General features: G+C 73.2%; 19 protein-coding genes, 1 other RNA gene and 1 riboswitch. Of the genes, 8 read left to right on the top strand and 12 right to left on the bottom strand.

Features of this window, described 5'->3' with window-relative positions:
* Positions 1–60 precede the first annotated feature (60 nt).
* From VFR90_RS12300 to VFR90_RS12260, 9 genes are read right to left on the bottom strand one after another with little or no spacing between them, the layout of a single operon-like run.
* Complete coding sequence (locus VFR90_RS12300; protein WP_326406429.1) at positions 61–1,065, bottom strand: aminotransferase class I/II-fold pyridoxal phosphate-dependent enzyme; 1,005 nt, start codon at positions 1,063–1,065, stop codon at positions 61–63.
* The gene (gene cbiB, locus VFR90_RS12295) at positions 1,062–1,964 is read right to left on the bottom strand and encodes an adenosylcobinamide-phosphate synthase CbiB (protein WP_326406428.1); all 903 of its coding nucleotides are present in this window, start codon (positions 1,962–1,964) and stop codon (positions 1,062–1,064) included. The genes VFR90_RS12300 and cbiB overlap by 4 nt, the downstream gene beginning before the upstream one ends.
* Positions 1,961–2,635, bottom strand: a complete 675-nt coding sequence (locus VFR90_RS12290; protein ID WP_326406427.1) for a Dph6-related ATP pyrophosphatase — start codon at positions 2,633–2,635, stop codon at positions 1,961–1,963. Before VFR90_RS12290 ends, cbiB begins: the two co-directional genes overlap by 4 nt.
* Positions 2,635–3,288, bottom strand: coding sequence for a cob(I)yrinic acid a,c-diamide adenosyltransferase (gene cobO, locus VFR90_RS12285; RefSeq protein ID WP_326406426.1), 654 nt, complete (start codon positions 3,286–3,288; stop codon positions 2,635–2,637). Before cobO ends, VFR90_RS12290 begins: the two co-directional genes overlap by 1 nt.
* Positions 3,289–3,290: 2 nt before the next feature.
* Entirely contained in the window at positions 3,291–4,088 is a 798-nt protein-coding gene (locus tag VFR90_RS12280; RefSeq protein ID WP_326406425.1) for an ABC transporter ATP-binding protein, read from the bottom strand.
* Positions 4,085–5,149, bottom strand: coding sequence for a FecCD family ABC transporter permease (locus tag VFR90_RS12275; protein WP_326406424.1), 1,065 nt, complete (start codon positions 5,147–5,149; stop codon positions 4,085–4,087). Before VFR90_RS12275 ends, VFR90_RS12280 begins: the two co-directional genes overlap by 4 nt.
* Positions 5,146–6,024, bottom strand: a complete 879-nt coding sequence (locus VFR90_RS12270) for an ABC transporter substrate-binding protein (RefSeq protein WP_326406423.1) — start codon at positions 6,022–6,024, stop codon at positions 5,146–5,148. Before VFR90_RS12270 ends, VFR90_RS12275 begins: the two co-directional genes overlap by 4 nt.
* Positions 6,021–6,578: a bifunctional adenosylcobinamide kinase/adenosylcobinamide-phosphate guanylyltransferase gene (locus tag VFR90_RS12265; RefSeq protein WP_326406422.1), complete on the bottom strand. Its 558-nt coding sequence runs from the start codon at positions 6,576–6,578 to the stop codon at positions 6,021–6,023. Before VFR90_RS12265 ends, VFR90_RS12270 begins: the two co-directional genes overlap by 4 nt.
* Before the next feature lie 25 nt (positions 6,579–6,603).
* Positions 6,604–8,472 carry a TonB-dependent receptor domain-containing protein gene (locus tag VFR90_RS12260; RefSeq protein WP_326406421.1) on the bottom strand — a complete coding sequence of 623 codons (1,869 nt, stop codon included), beginning with the start codon at positions 8,470–8,472 and terminating at the stop codon, positions 6,604–6,606.
* 73 nt (positions 8,473–8,545) lie between these two features.
* A riboswitch (cobalamin riboswitch) is annotated at positions 8,546–8,784 on the bottom strand.
* A gap of 120 nt (positions 8,785–8,904) precedes the next feature.
* Between VFR90_RS12260 and VFR90_RS12255 the strand changes: the two genes are divergently transcribed.
* The 5 genes from VFR90_RS12255 to VFR90_RS12240 all read left to right on the top strand — a co-directional run bounded on the left by VFR90_RS12255 (position 8,905) and on the right by VFR90_RS12240 (position 10,993).
* On the top strand, positions 8,905–9,129 hold the full coding sequence (locus tag VFR90_RS12255; RefSeq protein WP_326406420.1) for a DUF904 domain-containing protein: 225 nt from the start codon (positions 8,905–8,907) through the stop codon (positions 9,127–9,129).
* Entirely contained in the window at positions 9,126–9,446 is a 321-nt protein-coding gene (locus VFR90_RS12250) for a cell division protein ZapA (RefSeq protein WP_326406419.1), read from the top strand. Before VFR90_RS12255 ends, VFR90_RS12250 begins: the two co-directional genes overlap by 4 nt.
* Positions 9,447–9,486: 40 nt before the next feature.
* Positions 9,487–9,668, top strand: a non-coding RNA gene (gene ssrS / locus VFR90_RS17695) — 6S RNA.
* A 16-nt stretch (positions 9,669–9,684) separates the two neighbouring features.
* A complete protein-coding gene (locus VFR90_RS12245; RefSeq protein WP_326406418.1) occupies positions 9,685–10,149 on the top strand; it encodes an EVE domain-containing protein in 465 nt (154 codons plus the stop codon).
* Between the two features lie 28 nt (positions 10,150–10,177).
* Positions 10,178–10,993, top strand: coding sequence for a sulfite exporter TauE/SafE family protein (locus VFR90_RS12240; protein ID WP_326406417.1), 816 nt, complete (start codon positions 10,178–10,180; stop codon positions 10,991–10,993).
* A 9-nt stretch (positions 10,994–11,002) separates the two neighbouring features.
* Here the strand turns inward: VFR90_RS12240 and VFR90_RS12235 are convergent, their stop codons facing one another.
* Complete coding sequence (locus tag VFR90_RS12235; protein ID WP_326406416.1) at positions 11,003–11,983, bottom strand: sensor domain-containing diguanylate cyclase; 981 nt, start codon at positions 11,981–11,983, stop codon at positions 11,003–11,005.
* Between the two features lie 199 nt (positions 11,984–12,182).
* Between VFR90_RS12235 and VFR90_RS12230 the strand changes: the two genes are divergently transcribed.
* Positions 12,183–12,491, top strand: coding sequence for a hypothetical protein (locus tag VFR90_RS12230; RefSeq protein ID WP_326406415.1), 309 nt, complete (start codon positions 12,183–12,185; stop codon positions 12,489–12,491).
* 4 nt (positions 12,492–12,495) lie between these two features.
* Here VFR90_RS12230 and VFR90_RS12225 read toward each other — a convergent pair whose 3' ends face one another.
* Positions 12,496–13,749 carry an ANTAR domain-containing protein gene (locus VFR90_RS12225; protein WP_326406414.1) on the bottom strand — a complete coding sequence of 418 codons (1,254 nt, stop codon included), beginning with the start codon at positions 13,747–13,749 and terminating at the stop codon, positions 12,496–12,498.
* A gap of 508 nt (positions 13,750–14,257) precedes the next feature.
* Positions 14,258–14,923 carry a hypothetical protein gene (locus VFR90_RS12220; RefSeq protein WP_326406413.1) on the bottom strand — a complete coding sequence of 222 codons (666 nt, stop codon included), beginning with the start codon at positions 14,921–14,923 and terminating at the stop codon, positions 14,258–14,260.
* A 155-nt stretch (positions 14,924–15,078) separates the two neighbouring features.
* On the opposite strand from VFR90_RS12220, the gene nirB reads away from it, so the two are divergent.
* Positions 15,079–17,538 (top strand): nitrite reductase large subunit NirB, encoded by a 2,460-nt coding sequence (gene nirB, locus VFR90_RS12215; protein ID WP_326406412.1) that lies wholly within the window; start codon positions 15,079–15,081, stop codon positions 17,536–17,538.
* The gene (nirD, locus tag VFR90_RS12210) at positions 17,535–17,960 is read left to right on the top strand and encodes a nitrite reductase small subunit NirD (protein ID WP_326406411.1); all 426 of its coding nucleotides are present in this window, start codon (positions 17,535–17,537) and stop codon (positions 17,958–17,960) included. Before nirB ends, nirD begins: the two co-directional genes overlap by 4 nt.
* Positions 17,961–17,979: the final 19 nt, after the last annotated feature.

The following is a 17,979-nucleotide window of genomic DNA, read 5'->3' as shown; positions in this document are numbered from 1 at the left end:
GCCCTCGCGCCGACGCGGGATCGTAAGAGTCGGGCGCGCCGCGCGAGGCCTCGCAGACCCTCATCGCGCCGGCTTCGCGAGTTCATTTCGCAAGCTTCGCCACGCTTCGCGCAGCGCGCGTTGCGCGGCGGGCGGCTGCACGCTCAGGCGCACGCGGCCGGGCAGGCCGAACGAGCCGGCATCGCGCAGCTTGATGCCGCGTTCGCGCAACGCGGCCAGGGCCTGCACCGGCGCCACGCGGCCCGGCGCGTCGCGCCAGTCGGCGACGAAGAACGGCGTCGCGCTCGGCGCGCAGCTCCAGCCCAGTTCGGCGCACAGCGAAAGCTGCTCGCGCTTCCAGGTGCGCAGCGTCGCGAGGCTCGCCGTCAGCCAGGCCTGCGTTGGCGCTTGCGTCCATGCGTGCAGCAGCGCGACGCCGTCGGCGCCGAGCGGCCACGAAGGCGCGAGCGCATCAAGCTCGTCGGCGATCGCCTCGGCGCCGGCCGGGGCGATCGCATAGGCGCCGCGCACGCCGCTCAGGCCGAGCGCCTTGTTCGGCGACCACAGCTGCCAGGCCGCAGGCGGCGCCGGCGGCGCGTCGCCTTCGAGGCGCAGCGGCTCGTAGGCGCGGTCGATCACGAGCAGCGCGTCGGCGTCGGTCGCCGGCGGCGGCGAGCTCGTGCCGAAGGGACTGGACGGCTCGGTGTGCCAGACCAGCCGCGCCTGCCGCGACGCGGCCACGAGCCGCAAGCCGAGCGCGCCGGCCGCATGCGCGTAGTCGGCATAGCCCGGCTGCGGCGCATGCACCGCAGCCTCGGGGGCGACGCGCGCGAGCCAGCCGGTGATGCGCAGGATCCATTCGCTCGCGCTGGCGCCGACGACGACGCGGCGCGGCGTGCAGCGATGCCGCCGCGCGAGCTCGGCGCGCAGCGCGGTGTAGCCCGGATCGGGATAGCGGGCGAGGTCGCTCGCGCGGATCGCGGCGAGCGCCGCGGGTTCGGGGCCGCAGGCGTTCGCGTTGGTCGAGAAGTCCCAGCGCGGCACGCCGAGCGCGTCGGGCCCGCCATGCACGCGCGAGCGCCTCATGCGACCGCCCGCGCCGCGAGCCCGGCGACCGCGAACGCACAGGCGAGGTTCGCGGCCGTGCCGGCGAGGCGCAGGGCCCGGGCGGTGTCCGCCGGCTCGGCCACGCGCCCCGCCGCATGCAGCTCGTACACGCCGGCCTTGCGCAGACGCACGCCGAGCAGCAGCGCCATCGCGCCCATCGGCCAGCCGCCGTTCGGCGACGGCGTGCGGCGCGCTTCCGCTTGCAACGCCCGCCAGCCGAAGCGGCCGGGCCGCCACAGCAGCGCGGCGGTGAGCCGCGCCGGCGCCCACGACATCGCATCGTCGGCGCGTGCGGCCCACTTGCCGGCCCAGGTCCATGCGCCGCGGTAGCCCCACATCGCATCGAGCGTGTTCGCCCATCGATAGACCCACAGCCCCGGCAGGCCCGCCAGCAGCAGCCAGCACAGCGGCGCGACGACGGCATCGTTCAGGTTCTCGGCGAGCGTCTCGATCGCGGCTTCGCGGACCTCGCGCTCATCGAGCGCGGCGGTGTCGCGGCTCACCAGCCGCGCGAGCCGCGCGCGGCCGTGCGGCAGCCCTTCGCCGAGCGCGGCTTCGACGGCCGCGACCTCGTCGCGCAGCATCCGCCACGCGAAGCCGGGCTTGATGGCGAGCGCGAGCGCCGGCACCGCGATCCACGCCGGCCAGGCGAGCAGCGCGCGTTCCAGCGCGAGCCCCGCCCAGGCCAGCAGCGCCGCGCCGCCCGACCACGCCAGCGCGCCGCCGACACAGGCCGGCGCCGCCGGCAGCCCCCGCAGCCGCCGGCCGAGCGGCCCCATCACCCGCCCGATCCACGCCACCGGATGCCAGGCATCGCGTGGCTCGCCGAAGGCCGCGTCGATCGCCCAGGCCGCCGCGAGCGCCAGCGCCGCGCTCATGCGAGCACGAGCCGATCGAACACCAGCGTCGTCGCCGCGAGCGGCGGCCGGCTCGCGACGCGCTCTTGGCCGAGCGAGCGCAGCGAGAGCGGCGCGGCGAAGCCCGGGCCGTCGAACACGAAGCTGTGGAACTCCCCGTCTTCGCCGCAGGGGCAGACCGGCTTCGGCAGGCGATCGAGCAGCTGCGCGTCGTAGTCGGCGCCGCAGAAGCCCGCGTCGAGCCGCGCGGCGTCGACGCACACCAGCCGTGCGCGGATGCCGCGCGCGACGATCTCCCGCGCAAGCGCCGCCCGCGGCTCGCCCCACAACGGGAAGTGCGCGCGCAGCCCGGCGCGCGCGCAGGCCGGCTCGAGCCAGTCGCGATGCGCCTGCAGGTCGATGTCGCCGAAGACGATGCCGTCGTGACCATCGCCGTGCAGCGCGGCGAGCGCGTCGGCGAACGCGCGCCCATAGGCGCCCGCTTCGTCGGCCACGCGCGCCGGCCGCCACGCGAGCCCGAGCGCCGCGGCCTGCGCCTCGATCAAGGCGGGCGCGAGCGCATGCGACTTGCTCGTGCCGTCGGCCTCGCACATCGTCAGCAGCGTCGCGACCGCGAGGCCCTGCTCGCGCGCGCGCAGCAGCGCGAGCATCGAATCCTTGCCGGCGCTCCAGCTGACCGCGACGCGAGCCATCAGTCCTCGATGCCGCGCTGCGCGGGCACGCCGGCCTGGTAGTGGTGCTTCACCAGCTTCATCTCGGTGACGGTGTCGGCGGCATCGATCAGCTCCTGCGGCGCATCGCGGCCGGTCAGCACGACGCTGGTCTCGCGCGGGCGCTCGCGCAGGCAGGCGAGCACCGGTTCGAGCGGCAGCCAGCCGTAGCGCAGCGGGTAGGTGATCTCGTCGAGCACGACGAGGAAGTGCGTGCCGGCGCGGATGGTCGCCTCGGCGCGCGCCCAGCCGTCGCGCGCGAGCTGCGCCGAGTGTTCGAGGTCGCGGCTCTTCCAGCTGAAGCCGTCGCCGAGCCCTTCGATGATGGGCTCCCACGTCGCCTCCGGCGCCTGCCCCGCGAGGGGGCCGTGGTCCGCTGGGGAGCGGCCCGGCGCCGGCCCGCATCGGCACGCCGAAAGCTTGTCGAACGCGCGGTGCTCGCCGAAGCGCGCCGAAGGCACCTTCATGAACTGGTAGATCCGCACCGGCTTGCCGCGGCCGTGCGCGCGCAACGCGAGTCCGAAGGCCGCGGTGCTCTTGCCCTTGCCGTGGCCGGTGTGCACGATCACCAGCCCGCGGCGTTCGCCTTGCGGCTTGGGCGTCGTGCGTTCGGTGGGCGGGTTCTCGATGTCCATCGTCAATCCTCCAGAGCCGGCAGCACGCGCGCGCGGCCGTCGATGCGCTGCACGCGCACCGCGTGGTCGAAGGCCGCGATCAGCGCGGCATGCAACGCCGCGTCGTCGGCGCCCCCTTCGGCGGCGATGCGGCCGGCGAGCATCACCTGCACCCGGTCGGCGGCCAGCGCGAGCGGCAGGTCGTGCAGCACGGTGACGAGCACGTGCGTCGCCGCGAGCCGGCGGCACAGGCGCGCGAGCGCCACCTGGTGCGGCGCGTCGAGGTGCGTCGTCGGCTCGTCGAGCAGCAGGATCGGCGCCTCCGTCGCGAGCGCGCGCGCGAGCAGCACGCGCTGGCGTTCGCCGCCGGAGAGTTCGTGCAGGCGGCGCGCCGACCACGCGCTGCACTCGGTGGTCGCCATCGCCGCGTCGATCGCGCGGGCGTCGGCCGGGCCTTCGTCGCCGAACAGGCCGAGGTGCGGCAGGCGGCCGAGCGCGACGGTCTCGCGCACCGTCAGCTCGCCGCCCGGCCCGGCGCTGCCGTCGCCGCCTTGCGAGAGCCAGGCGACGCGCCGGCCGCGCTCGCGCGCCGGCCAGTCGCCGAGCGGCCGGCCTTCGAGCCGCACTTCACCGCGCCCCGGCGCAAGCAGCCCCGCCAAAGCGCGCAACAGCGTCGACTTGCCCGCGCCGTTCGGGCCGACGATCGCGGTCCAGCCGGTCGCGTAGCCGGCGTCGACGCCGCCCAGCACCTCGCGCGTGCCCAGCCGCACCGCGAGGCCGCGCGCTTCGAGCCGCGTGGTGAGGGGGCACGCCGCGCTCATCGCAGCCCCCTTCGATGCAGCAGCCACAGCAGGTAGCCGCCGCCGAGCAGCGCGGTCAGCACGCCGACCGGCAGCTCCTGCGGCGCGATCGCGATGCGCGCGAGCACGTCGGCCGCGAGCAGCAGCGCGCCGCCGGTGGCCGCGCTCGCGCCGAGCAGGAAGCCGTGGCGCGAGGGCGCGAAGCGACGCACCAGGTGCGGCGACACCAGCCCGACGAAGGCCACCAGCCCCGACTGCGAGACCGCGAGCCCGGTGCACAGCGCGAGCAGCACCACCATCACCAGCCGCAGCCGCGCGAGCGGCAGACCGAGCGTCGCGGCGGTGTCCTCGCCGAGCGTGAGCGCGTCGAGCAGCCGCGCGAAGCGCAGCGCCAGCGGCAGCGCCAGCGCGAGACCGGCCGCGAGCAAGGCCACCGCCGGCCAGCCGAGGAAGGCGGTACTGCCGAGCAGGAAGACCTGCTTGCCGCGCAGCGCCTCGGGCGCCCAGGTGGTGATCAGGTCGCCGGCCGCACCGAGCACCACGCCGACGACGATGCCGGCCAGCAGCAGCCGCACCGTCTGCTGCGCGCCGCGCGCGAGCACGAGCGTCAGGCTCACGCCGGCCAGCGCGCCGACGAAGGCCGCGCCGACGAGGCCGAGGCGGTCGAGCCACAGCGCCGGAGCCAGCGGCAGCGCCTGGCCGGCGAGCGTCGATGCGGCGAGCACCAGCACCACGGCGAGCGTCGCGCCCGAGGCCGAGCCGAGCAGGTAGGGGTCGGCCAGCGGGTTGCGGAACAGGCCTTGCGCGAGCGCACCGGCGAGGCCGAGCAGGGCGCCGACGAGCCAGGCGCCCAGCGTGCGCGGCGCGCGGATCTGGCCGATCAGCATCGCGGCCTGGTCGCCGAGCGCGTCGGCCTGCAGCGCCGCCCACGACAGGCCCTCGCTGCCGGCGGCCAGCCCGAGCAGTGCGAGCACGGCCGTCGCGGCCGCGAGCCCGGCGACGAGGCGCGAACGTCGCCGCGCGTCGATCGAGCCGATCGGCGCCGCCGCCGCGAGCCGCCAGCCGGCGGGCGACGCGCTCATCGCGCGAGCTCCTGCGCCGGAAGCGCGGCGAGGCAGTCGACGAGCAGGTCCGCCGCCTCGCCCAGGCGCGGCCCCGGGCGGATCAGCAACTCGTAGCGCGCGCTCGGCAAGGCGCAGGCGCGCGACGCGCGCAACGCCCGCAGCGAGGCCCAGCCCGGCCGCGCGGCCATGCCGCGGACCGCCCGCTCCTCGGCGATCACCACGTCCGGCTGCGCGCGCACGACGAACTCCGGGTTCAGCTTCGGGAAGGGCCCGAGCGCGGCCGGCACCACGTTGCCGAGGCCGAGCCGAATCAGCGTCTCGCCGATGAACGAGGCCTCGCCGGCCGCATACGGCGCGGTCGCGACCTCGAAATAGACCTTCGCGCCGCGCAGTGCCACCGGCACGCGCTGCGCGGCCGCGTCGATGCGCGCCTCGATGCCGGCCCAGACCTGCGGACCGCGCTCCGGCACGCCGAGCAGGGCTGCGATGCGCTCGAGGCTGGCGCGCACGTCGGCGTGCGTCTGCGATTCGAAGACGAGCACGTTCAGGCCGAGCGCTTCGAGCCGGTCGATCACCCGCGAGGATTTCGCGAGCAGCACCACGTCGGGCTTCAGCACGACGACGCGCTCGATCGAGGTGTCGTCCTGCCCGCCGAGCCTGGGCAGCGCCAGCACCGCGGCCGGCTGGTTCGAGTAGCGATCGACGCCGACGAGCCGGCCGCAGGCGTCGAGCGCGCAGACGGTCTCGGTGATCGAGGGCAGCAGGCTCACGATGCGCTGCGGCGGCGCGGCGAGCGTGCGCACCGCGCCGCGGTCGTCGCGCACCGCGACCTGCGCGAAGACCGGCAGCGCGAGCAGCGCACCGAGCAGCAGGCCGGGAAGGAAGCGCGTCATCGCTGCGGCTCCTTCACCGTCATCGCCAGGCCCGCGACCATGAGCGTCACACGCGCGCAGACCTCGGCCACGCGCTGGTGCAACCGGCCGAGCGCGTCGGCGAAGCGGCGCGCTTCGCGGCCCATCGCGATGCCGCCGAGGCCGATCTCGTTCGACACCAGCACCACCGGGCCCGGCGCGGCGCGCAGCGCGGCCAGCAGCGCGTCGGCGGCCGCCTCGCCGTCGCTCGCGGCCGCGTGCCCCGGCGGCGGCAGCAGGCACTGGGTGAGCCACAGCGTCAGGCAATCGACGACGAGCAAGCGCTGGGCCGCGCCATGCGCGCGCAAGGCCTCGGGCAGCGCGTGCGGCGCCTCGATCGCGGCGAGCGCCGGCACGCGCGCGGCGCGGTCGGCACGGTGGCGCTCGATGCGCTCGCGCATCTCGGCGTCGCCGGCCAGCGCGGTCGCGATCAGCAGCGCTTCGCGCGGCGCGCCGGCGGCCAGCCACTGCAGCGCGCGCTGCTCGGCGCACCGCGACTTGCCGCTCTTTTGGCCGCCGAGGATCAACTCGTGCATCGCGGTCGCTCCCGTCGTGTCGCCGTCAAAGGCCGCTGTAGCGCAGCGTGACATAGGCTTCGCGGCGCGGCTGGTTGAAGCCGTAGGCCGTCTCGTAGCGCTTGTCGGCGGCGTTGTTCAGCTTCAGGCCCAGCGTCCATGCGCGTGCGAAGCGCCAGTCGGCGCGCAGGTCCAGCGTCGCGTAGCCGCCGAGCGGGATCGTGTTCGCGAGGTTGTCGAAGCGCGGGCCGAAGGCCGCGAGCACGGCGCCGAGCTGCCAGGCGCCGAAGTCCGCGTCGGCGCTGGCCTTGAAGCTCGACTTCGCGCGGCGCGGCAACTGGCGGCCGAAGTTGGCGTTGCTCGGCGAATCGTTGCGCGGATCGATCCGCTCGGCCGAGGCCGCGAGTTGCCAGCGGTCGACGCGGCCTTCGTAGCCGAGGCCGAAGCCGGCGATGCGCGCGTCGGTGTTCGACGGCCGCGGGCCGGGCGTGATGAAGCCTTCGATGTCGTGCCGGAACCAGGCCGCGCGCAGCTCGTGGCCGCTTTCGGCGAAGCGCAGGCTCAGCTCCTTGTGCCGGCCCTCTTCGGGCTGAAGCAGCGGGTTGCCGAAGCCGGGGAAGTAGAGCTGGTTGAAGCTCGGCGCCACGAAGCTGGTGCCCAGGCTGAAGGCCGCGCGCACCTGCAGCGTGAAGTCGAGGCCATAAGCGAGTGCGCCGGTGGTCGGGTCACCGAACTGCGAATTGCGATCGCGGCGCAGGCTGACCTGCCAGTGGTGCGCGCCGGCGTTGCCGTCCAGGCCGGCGGCAAGCGCGTCGATGCTGCGGTCGGTCACGTCGTATTGCACGCCCGGCTTCGACACCCGCTGCTCGATGCGCTCGGCCAGCAGCAGCACGGTGCCGGCACGCGTGGCGAGCGTGTTCTCCCAGCTGAGCTGGCGCTGGTCGCTGCGGATGCTGCCGAGGCTGCTGGCCGAGCTGCTGACGAGCGTCTCGCCGTCGTCGATCGCGCGGGAGAGCCGCAGCGCGGTGCGCCAGTCGGCGCGCACCGGGCCGGCGAGGGCGAGCGATTGCAGGGACGTCGCGAGCCCGGCCTGCGTGTCAGCGCCGGGGCCGTCGTCGTAGCGGCTGCGGCCCTTCGATTCGAGCGCACGCGCGTCGGCGCGCCAGCCGCCGCCGATCGCCCAGCCCAGCTGCAGGCTGGCGGTGTTCTGGCGGAAGCCGTCGTCGTCGGGGTTGAAGCCGAACGCGGCGCGATCGTTGGTGGCGGAAAAGCCGTCGGTGCGCGTGTGGCTCGCCTGCACCGCGGCATCGAATGCACCGGCGCCGGCCCGCAGGCCGCCGGCAGCCTGGCGGTAGCTGCGGCTGCCGGCGGTGGCGCTCGCGTTGGCGCGCAGGCCCTCGGCGCCGCGCCGCGTGAAGATCTGCACCACCCCGCCCACCGCATCGCTGCCGTAGAGGCTGGACAGCGGGCCGCGAACGATCTCGATGCGCTCGATGGTGTCGAGCGGGATGTTGTCCCAGCTCGGCGTGCCCAGCGTCGCCGAGCCGTAGCGCACGCCGTCGATCAGCAGCAGGGTGTGCCGGCCTTCGAGCCCGCGCACCGAGACCGAGCTGCTCTTGCCGAGCCCGCCGTTGGCGATCGATTGCAGGCCGGGCTGGCGCGCGAGCAACTCGGGCAGCGTGCGGCCGGTCGCGCGCTCGATCTCGGCGCGCTCGATCACGGTGGTCTCCGCGAGCGTCGCGTCGATGCGGTTCGGCGTGCGCGTGGCGGTCACGACCACGCCGGGCAAGGCAGCCGACGCCACCGGCTGCGCGAAGGAGGGCAGCGCGATGGCAGCCGCGCCGACGAGAAGAGCAGCGCGCAGCAAGGCGCGCGCCGAAGGCGCGCCGCGAGGCGCGAGGACGATCGAGAACATGGAAAGCGAGGACCCAACGAAACGTGCCTGCCAGCTTCCCCGCTGGCCTGCACCTCATGACGCGCCGCTTGCGCGGCGCATCGCCTCGTCGGCCGGTATCCGGGCTGGCGGAGCGACCCTCGCCGCCTTCCCAGAAGCACGCTTCCAGTGGCATGTGCGCGAGAGCGGAAGTCGTCGTGAAACGGCTTCGTCCGCTGACCGTTGCGGGGGCAGCGCAGGCTGAAGGAAGGGCCGTGGGCCCGCCCTCCTCTGCTTCCCGTTTAACTGCGCCGACGCGAGCGGCGGCGCGAGCACCAACGCGCGGCAGTGTATGCGCCGGCCTGCGCGCGGCCGCGCGCTTCGTGCGTTCGTCGCGTCTGGTGGGCGGGCTCGCGCGGGGGCCGCTGCCTAGAATCCTGCGCCGGGTCGGACGGCGGGATCGGGAGGGAAAAGATGGCCAGCATCGAAGAACTGAACGATCGCGTCGAACGGCTGCTGCTGCGGCACCAGGAACTGCAGCGCACGCATGCGCTCGCGGTGCAGCAGCTCGGCGTGGTGGCGGCCGAGCGCGATTCGCTGAGGTCGCGGCTGGCCGCGGCGCGGCAGCGCGTTGACGCGTTGATCGAGCGGCTGCCGCCCGACCTGGCCGAGCCGGCGCCGGCCGAGGAGGCGCGATGAAGCGTCTCGAGGTCACGATCCTCGGCCAGAGCTACCTGCTCAGCTGCCCCGAAGGCGGCGAGGCGGCGTTGACGGAAGCCGCGCTGCGCGTCGATCGCGAGATGTGCGCGATCCGCGATGCCGGCAAGCTGAAGGCGCGCGAGCGCATCGCGGTGCTCGCCGCGTTGAATCTCGCCTTCGAGCTGAGCCAGCGGCCGGCGCCTGCGCGCGAGGCCGTCGAGCCGGCCGCGCCGCACGCCGGCCTCGCCGACGCACGGATCGAGCGGCTCGTCCAACGCATCGACGAAGTCCTCACGGACGATGGGCGCTTGCTTTGACGAACTGCGCGGTTCGCAACGAGCGCGGCGTATATTGGCCCGGTCCGTCGCGTTCGCGGGAGTCATATATTTCCTTGAACCGATGCTCTTTGGAGCCAGGGCTTGGAACATCGTGCAGCGGGCGTGATCGTCTCGCGTCAGATGAACCCGAAGCTGCACTGACCTCGCCCACCTGAATCCCCCTGGGTTCAGGAATGAGGCTCTCGGTTCGCGTCGGACACCTTTATCAGGGCGGCGGATGGCGTACTGGTTGATGAAGTCGGAACCGGACGAGGTCTCGATCGACGACCTCGCCGCCGCGCCGAAGAAGACGCTGCCGTGGACCGGCGTGCGCAACTACCAGGCCCGCAACTTCATGCGCGACCAGTTCGCCGTCGGCGACGGCGTGCTGTTCTATCACTCGTCCTGTCCCGAGCCGGGCGTCGCGGGGCTCGCCGAGGTGGTGGGCGCCGCCGCGCCCGACGAGACGCAGTTCGATCCCGGCAGTCCCTACTTCGACGCGAAGGCCACGCGCGAGACGCCGCGCTGGGTCGGCGTCGACGTGAAGCTGGTGAAGAAGACCAAGCTGCTGCCGCTGGCGGCACTGCGCGCCGCACCGAAGCTTTCGACGATGCGCGTGCTGCAGCGGGGCAACCGGCTGTCGATCACGCCGGTGACGGCCGACGAGTGGCGCGTCGTGACCTCGATGCTCGAAGCGCCGTGACTCGAAGCGCCTGCGGCGGCGCGCGCGCTTGAGCGGCGATCCGCTGCTGATCGCCGCGCTGCTCGCGCTGGGCGCCTGCGGCGGCTTCCTCGCCGGCCTGCTGGGCATCGGCGGCGGCATGATCCTCGTGCCTTTCACCACCGTGCTGCTCGAAGCGAACGGCTTTGCGCATGCGCTCGCGCTGAAGGTCGCGGTCGCGACGTCGCTCGCTTCGATCTGCTTCACCTCGCTGTCATCGCTGCGCGCTCACCACGGGCACGGCACCGTGCGCTGGCCGCTGGTCGCCGCGCTCGCGCCGGGGCTGGTGCTCGGCTCGGCGGCCGGTGCGCTGGTCGCGGCGCAACTGCCGGTGCGGCTGCTGGCCGCCTTCTTCGCGATCTTCGTCGGCGTGATGGCGACGCGCATGCTGCGTCCGCGCGGTACGCCGACGCCCCGCGCGCTGCCGGGCGCCATCGGCCTGCTCGCGATAGGCGTGGCGGTCGGCGCGGTCTCGGCCTGGGTCGGTGCCGGGGGCGCGTTCATGCTGGTGCCCTTCCTGCTGGCTCGGCAGGTGTCGATGCACCAGGCGGTCGGCTCCTCGGCGGCGCTGGGCTTTCCGATCGCGCTGGCCGGCGGGCTCGGCTACGTGCTGTCGAGCCCGAACGCGGCCGACCAACTCCCGGCGGGCATGCTGGGCTTCGTCTACCTGCCGGCGCTCGCGGGCCTGTCGGCCGCGAGCGTGCTGACCGCGCCGCTCGGTGCGCGCGCGGCGCAGCGGATGAACGTGCAGCAGCTGCGGCGCGTCTTCGCGGTGATGCTCTACGGCATCGCCGGCTACATGCTGCTGCGCGCGCTGCGGCCGTGAGCGCTCGAACTAGGCGCCTGGCCCGAACGCGATGCTCGCGAGCGCCACGTGGTTGCCGCCCCGCTTGCGCGCCTGGTCCAGCGCCGCCTGCGCCGCGCCGATCAGCCCGGCGCGCGTCTGCGAGGTGTGCGGGTAGCTCGCGACCCCCATCGAAACGCTGAAGTGCAGCGCCTCGCCGTCGCGCACCACCACCTCGCCGGCGCACTGGCGGCGCAGGCTTTCCATGCGCGCGTGCGCGGTCGCGAGGCCGACGCCCGACAGCAGCAGCGCGAAGCTCTCGCCGTCGAGCCGGCTCGGCACGTCCATCGCGCGGGTGTTGCCGCGCAGCATGCCGTCGAACACTTCGACGATGCGAGCGCGGGCCGCCGCATCCTCGACCGCGAGCGGATCGATCCCGATGCAGACGATCGCGAACTCGCGGTGCTCGCGCAGCGAAAGGTCGATCTCGCGTGCGAGCTGCTCTTCGAAGGCCTCGCGCGCGATGACGCGGCCGGCATGCTGGGCCGCGCGCCCGTCGAGCTGCGCACGCAGTTCGCGCTGCGTCTGCTGCTGGGCTTCGAGCTGCCGCAGCACCGAGCGCAGTTCGGTCTCGCGACTGCGCAGCGCGCTGCGATCGAGCCAGACGCCGAGCCAGGCGGCGGTCCGGCCGGCAGCGTTCGGCAGCGGCGTCACCGCACACGCCAGCTCCTTGCGCATGCCGTTGATCTCGACCGGCTGCTCGCCGCCGTGCAGCGCGCCGGTCGCTGCGGCGTGGGCCTCGATGCCGCGCAGCGCGCTCGCGCTGGCCGGCGACATCAACTGCGCATCCGTGCGCCCAAGCGCTTCGCCGGCATCGAGGCCGAACAGCGCATGCCCCGCGGCGCTGAGCCGCGTGTAGCGGCCCTCGGCGTCCTTGGTCCACCAGCCCACGCCGAGGCTTTCGAGCGCCTCGAGCAGGGCCTCGACCTCGACTGATGGCAATCGGTGTTCCTGGATTCGCGTCGCATCCATGGGTCGACCCTTTCGCACGAGCTACCCAACAGCCCTCCGAAAAAATCATAGTGGCAGGTGTGCCCGACGTGCTCCCAAACATTGAAGCGCACGATGTCTTGCCGTGCGTTGCGGTCCTTCGACTCGGCGTGCCGGCACTCGATACTCGCGCGGCCGTCGCTCGGACGGCGTGTTGTCCTTCCAGAAAGCCAAGGCCTCGATGGACCAGACCACCCTCGTGCGCATGCTGCGCCTGCGCACGCTCGCGGCTCGCAAAGGCGCGCCCTTCGATGTCGAGCGCTTTGCCGCCGACCGCGGCCACGCGAAGGCGACGCTGAAGACGCTGCTGCAGATCGACGACGACGAACTGCAGGCCGCCTGCCGGCAGATGATGGAAACGCTGCGCCTGACCACGCCCTCGCGGCGCGGCGGCGCGCCCTCGACGGTCAGCGGCAGCCTCGATGCGCCCGCGGGCGCATCGCCCGCCGCCGACGCCTCGCGGGAGCTGGTCGACTCGGAATGGCCCTGAGGCGCTAGCCGATCAGCAGATCGAGGCTGCGTTCGTAGCGGCCGGTCAGTTCGTCGAAACGCGCGAGCACGGCCTCGGTGGCCGCGGCCAGCGCGCGGCGTCCCGGCGCATCGGCGAGCGTCGCGGTCGCGGCGTGCAGCGCGGCCCATGCGGCGACGCCGGTCTGCAGGCGTTCGCGCAGCGTCGCGTCGCCGAGGGGCGCCGCTTGCAGCAGCGCGAGCGCGCGCTCGAACTCGGCGGCGGTCGCCGTGATCGCCGCATCGATCACCGCGGCGCGCGCCGGCTCGAGCGACTTCAGCAAGGCCAGCTTCGCGAGCCGCTGGCCGAGCATGCGCTGGCGCCCGCAGACGTTCACGACGTGCGGCTCGCCCCCGTAGCCGGCCGCCTGCAAGGCGTTGACGAGCCGATCGGCCGACGCCAGGCAGGCCTCGGCCTGCGCATCGATCGCGGCGAGCGCCACGGGCTGCGCGAGCGCGGTCGCGAGCGCCTGCCACTCGGCCTGCGCGGCCTGCAGCAGGTCGCCGTAGGTCGAGGCCGACAACGAAGCGAGTTCCTCGAGCGCCGCCTGCGCCGCATCGAGCGCCGCGCCGCGTTCACGCTGCGCGGCATCGGCATCCACGCCGGCTTCGGCCAACGCGTGCTGCAGCACCACGCGCTGCGACAGCATGCGCAGCGCACCGGCCCGGTTGATCGCATGCGCGCAACGCGCCGCGTCGATCACCTGCTGCGACACCTGGCCGACGCGCCGCTTCAGCCGCATCGAGCCCAGCCGCAGCAGCCGGAAGGCTTCGTCTTCGCCGACGCGCGCCGCGTCCATCAGGATGCCCTTGGCCCGATCGACGAGCTTGCGCTCCTCGAAGCGCTCGCCGAGTTCGCGCAGCGCGTCGTGCACTCGCCGGTCGCGCTCGAAGCGCAGGCGCGCGAGCTGCAGCAGCGGCCGCAGCCGCTGCTGCGCATAGCCGTTGACGACGCAGGCATCGACGCCTGCCTCGAGCGCCGCCGCAAGCGTGTCGGCCTCGCCGTCGGCGGTGAACAGCAGCACCGGCAGCGGCACGTGTTCGCGCAGCGCGGCGAGCGCCGGCAGCAGCGCGACACGCGGATGCCGCTCGCGCACGACGATCGCCTCGGCGCCGCTGCGCACCACCTCGCGCAGCAGGCTGCCCGCCGCGTCGCCGATGGCCGGGGTGTGGCCGGCGGCGATCAGGTCGCGCTCGAGCTCGTCGCGGCCTTCGTCGGCGATGAGGAAGACGGTGGACATGGCAGGCGGCGCGAAAACGGCGCGTGAGCATACGTCGCGGCCGCGGCGCGGAGCCGGTGCGCGCCGCGGCACGCGACGGCTGCGCAGCATCTGCACCATCGACTCGCCGAACCGCACCAAAGCCGTGATCGCCGCGCGGTCGGCGTGGTGCAGCTGCTGGCGGTGGGCGGCTGCACGTATGCCGCAGCGAAGGCGCGCGCCGCATGCATGCACGCTTGCCGCGGGAGCGGACCACGCGCTCGCGGGTCGACCGCTCGCTCGCGCCGCACTGGCCTGCGGCTTGCTAAATCCGCCGCGGGTGTGACGACGCACCCGGCCCGCGCCGATACCGCGGGTCGCGCGCACGACGCTGTGCGCGGTGAGGTATCTGCAGCCGACGCTCGTGGCCCGCCGCCGCGTGCGCCTTGCCGGACTCCTTCATGCCTGCCGTCGTCACCACCGCCCTCCCCCTCGCCTGCCTGCGTGCCGCCGCTTCGCGCGGTCGTGCGCGCAGCCGCTGACCGCTTCCTCACCCGCTTCGGCACCTTCGATGGCGGACGCCGAGAGCTTCCTCCGATCCGGCCACTGGCTCCCGCTGCTGGCCGCCTTCCTTCACTTCGACTTCTGCTTCGCGATCTGGGTGCTCACCTACGGCTTCTTCTTCGTGGACACCTTCGACGAGGTGATCGCGATGGGCGTGCTGCTGTGGGCCCATGGCGGTGATGTGGATCGTCGCGAAGGAGCCGCCGGCCCGCGAGCACGAGACCTTCCGAGCGCGCGCGATCTGCGTCAGCCCCGCGACCATCTCGGAGTCGCCGGCCAGGCGCCACAGCCGCGTGTCGCCGACATGCGCGAGCGTCCCGCTCCGGCCTTGCAGCCCCAGCACGGTCAGCGTGGTGAGTGCGGCGATAACTTCTTCGCCGGGGCGCTCGGCAAGTCCTTCGCGAGCAGGCCGGGCCAGCCCCTCGCGCTGGCGGCTTTGCGACACCAGCCAGGCGTCCTGCGCGCCGATGAGGCGATCGAGCGCGACCGTCGTCTCCCAGGCGGGCGGCGTCGCGAAGGAGTCGGCGAGCAGTCCGAGCACCGTGGTCTGCGCGGCCTCGCGGCCGCGGCCGCCGCCCCTGGCCGCACCGCTCACGCCGTCGGCGATCGCGGCGATCAGGCCGCAGCCGCGGTCACCGGGGCTGGCGCGCACGGCACCGGCGAAGTCGTCGTTGCGGTCCCCCGGCCCGCGCCGGCCCGCATGGCCGATCTCGACTTGGAAGCTCATCGCGCGAGGGTCGGCACAGCGTTCATCGCCGCCGCGCGTGGCACCTCTCTTGCTATTTCAGGCTCCTTCGGAGAACGCGCATGAAGAAGATGAAGCTCGTGATGGTCGGCAACGGCATGGCCGGCGTGCGCACCCTCGAAGAACTGCTGAAGCTCGCGCCCGGGCTCTACGACATCACCGTCTTCGGCGCCGAGCCTCACCCGAACTACAACCGCATCCTGCTGAGCCCGGTGCTCGCGGGCGAGCAGACGATCGACGAGATCATCCTCAATCCGCTGTCGTGGTACGCGGAGCACGGCATCACGCTGCACGCGGGCAAGAAGGTCACGGCCGTCGATCGCAGGAAGCGCGTGGTCACCGCCGAGGACGGCGAAGGCCAGCCCGTCACCGCCGATTACGACCGCCTGCTGATCGCCACCGGCTCCAACCCCTTCATCCTGCCGGTGCCGGGCAAGGACCTGAAGGGCGTGATCGCCTACCGCGACATCGCCGACACGCAGACGATGATCGAGACCGCGAAGACGCACCGGCACGCGGTGGTCATCGGCGGCGGCCTGCTCGGGCTCGAAGCGGCGAACGGCCTGATGCTGCGCGGCATGGACGTGACCGTCGTGCACGTCAACGACTGGCTGATGGAACGCCAGCTCGACGACGTGGCGGGCGGCCTGCTGCGCAAGTCGCTCGAGGAGCGCGGCCTCAAGTTCCTGATGAAGGCGCATACCGCCGAACTCGTCGGCAACGCCGAAGGCCGCGTCAAGCGCGTGAAGTTCAAGGACGGCAGCGAGGTGCCGGCCGACCTGGTCGTGATGGCCGCCGGCATCCGGCCCAACACCGAGCTCGCCGAAAGGATCGGCATCCATTGCGATCGAGGCATCGTCGTCACCGACACCATGCAGACGGTGACCGATCCGCGCATCTACTCGGTCGGCGAATGCGCGGCGCATCGCGGCATCGCCTACGGCCTCGTCGCGCCGCTGTTCGAGCAGGGCAAGGTCTGCGCGACCCACCTCGCGCAGTTCGGCATCGGCCGCTACACCGGCAGCCAGACGAGCACCAAGCTCAAGGTCACCGGCATCGACCTCTTCAGCGCCGGCAACTTCATGGGCGGGCCCGACTGCGAGGAGATCGTGATGAGCGATCCCTTCGGCGGCGTCTACAAGAAGCTGGTCATCAAGGACGACAAGCTCGTCGGCGCCTGCCTCTACGGCGACACCGTGGACGGCGGCTGGTACTTCAAGATGCTGCGCGAGGGCCGCACCGTCGCCGACATCCGCGACCGGCTGATGTTCGGCGAGGCGGGCTCGAACATCGGCGACGTCGGCCACGAGGGCCACACCAAGGCCGCCGCGATGCCCGACGACGCCGAGGTCTGCGGCTGCAACGGCATCAACAAGGGCACGATCTGCAAGGCCATCCGCGACAAGGGCCTGTTCACGCTCGACGAGGTGCGCAAGCACACCAAGGCCAGCGCGAGCTGCGGCTCGTGCACCGGCCTCGTCGAGCAGATCCTGATGTTCACCGCCGGCGGCGACTACTCGGCGCAGCCCACGAAGAAGGCGATGTGCGGCTGCACCGACGCCAGCCACCAGGAGGTGCGCGAGGCGATCAAGGGCGAGAGGCTGCTGACGATCGACGGCGTCTACCGGCGCCTGGGCTGGCGCACGCCGAACGGCTGCGCGTCGTGCCGGCCGGCCGTCAACTACTACCTCATCAGCTCCTGGCCGAAGGAAGCGAAGGACGATCCGCAGAGCCGCTTCATCAACGAGCGCAGCCACGCCAACATCCAGAAGGACGGCACGTACAGCGTCATCCCGCGCATGTGGGGCGGCGAGACGACGGCCGACGAGCTGCGCCGCATCGCCGATGCGGTCGACAAGTACAAGATCCCGACGGTCAAGGTGACCGGCGGCCAGCGCATCGACCTGCTCGGCGTGAAGAAGGAGGACCTGCCCGGCGTCTGGAAGGACATCGGCAGGCCCTCGGGCCACGCCTACGCGAAGGCGCTGCGCACGGTGAAGACCTGCGTAGGTTCCGAGTGGTGCCGCTTCGGCACGCAGGACAGCACGCAGATGGGCAAGGACCTGGAGCGCGCGCTGTGGCGGATGTACGCGCCGCACAAGGTCAAGCTCGCGGTCAGCGGCTGCCCGCGCAACTGCGCCGAGTCGGGCATCAAGGACGTCGGCGTGATCGGCGTCGATTCGGGCTGGGAGATCTACGTCGGCGGCAACGGCGGCATCAAGACCGAGGTCGCGCACTTCTTCTGCAAGCTCAAGACGCCCGAGGAGGTGCTCGAGTACAGCGGCGCCTTCCTGCAGCTCTACCGCGAGGAGGGCTGGTACCTCGAACGCACCGTCCACTACATCGGCCGCGTCGGGCTCGATCACGTGAAGCGGAGGATCCTCGACGACGCCGAAGGCCGCAAGGCGCTGTGGGAGCGGCTGAAGTTCAGCCTCGACGGCGAACCGGACCCCTGGTTCGAGTTCGACAAGGCCGCGGTCGATGCCCGGCAGTTCGCGCCGGTCGCGGAGGCCCAGCGATGAGCTGGGTCGCGATCTGCAAGCTGAGCGACATCCCGGTGCTCGGCTCGCGCCGCGTCGCGCGGCCGGCGGGCGTCGCGGTCGCGCTGTTCCGCAACGCCGACGACGAGGTCTTCGCGCTGCTCGACCGCTGCCCGCACAAGGGCGGGCCGCTGAGCCAGGGCATCGTCTTCGGCACGAGCGTCGCCTGCCCGCTGCACAACTGGCAGATCGGACTGGCCGACGGCTGCGCCAAGGCGCCCGACGAAGGCTGCACGCCGGCCTTCGCGTGCAAGCTCGACGGTGGCGAGGTCTTCCTCGATGCGCGCGAGCTCGCGACCAAGGCGCTCGACCTGCTGCCGCCGCGTGCGGGCCCGGGCGCGGCCTCGGCTGGCGCGATCGGCGGCGGCGACGTCATGGACGTGCAGACGCCCCGCACGAGCTGAGACGGCGTCCCGATGAGCG

This window comes from Methylibium sp., from assembly GCF_035762065.1.
Lineage (GTDB): Bacteria > Pseudomonadota > Gammaproteobacteria > Burkholderiales > Burkholderiaceae_C > Methylibium.
This window is presented reverse-complemented; position numbering and strand designations above follow the sequence as displayed.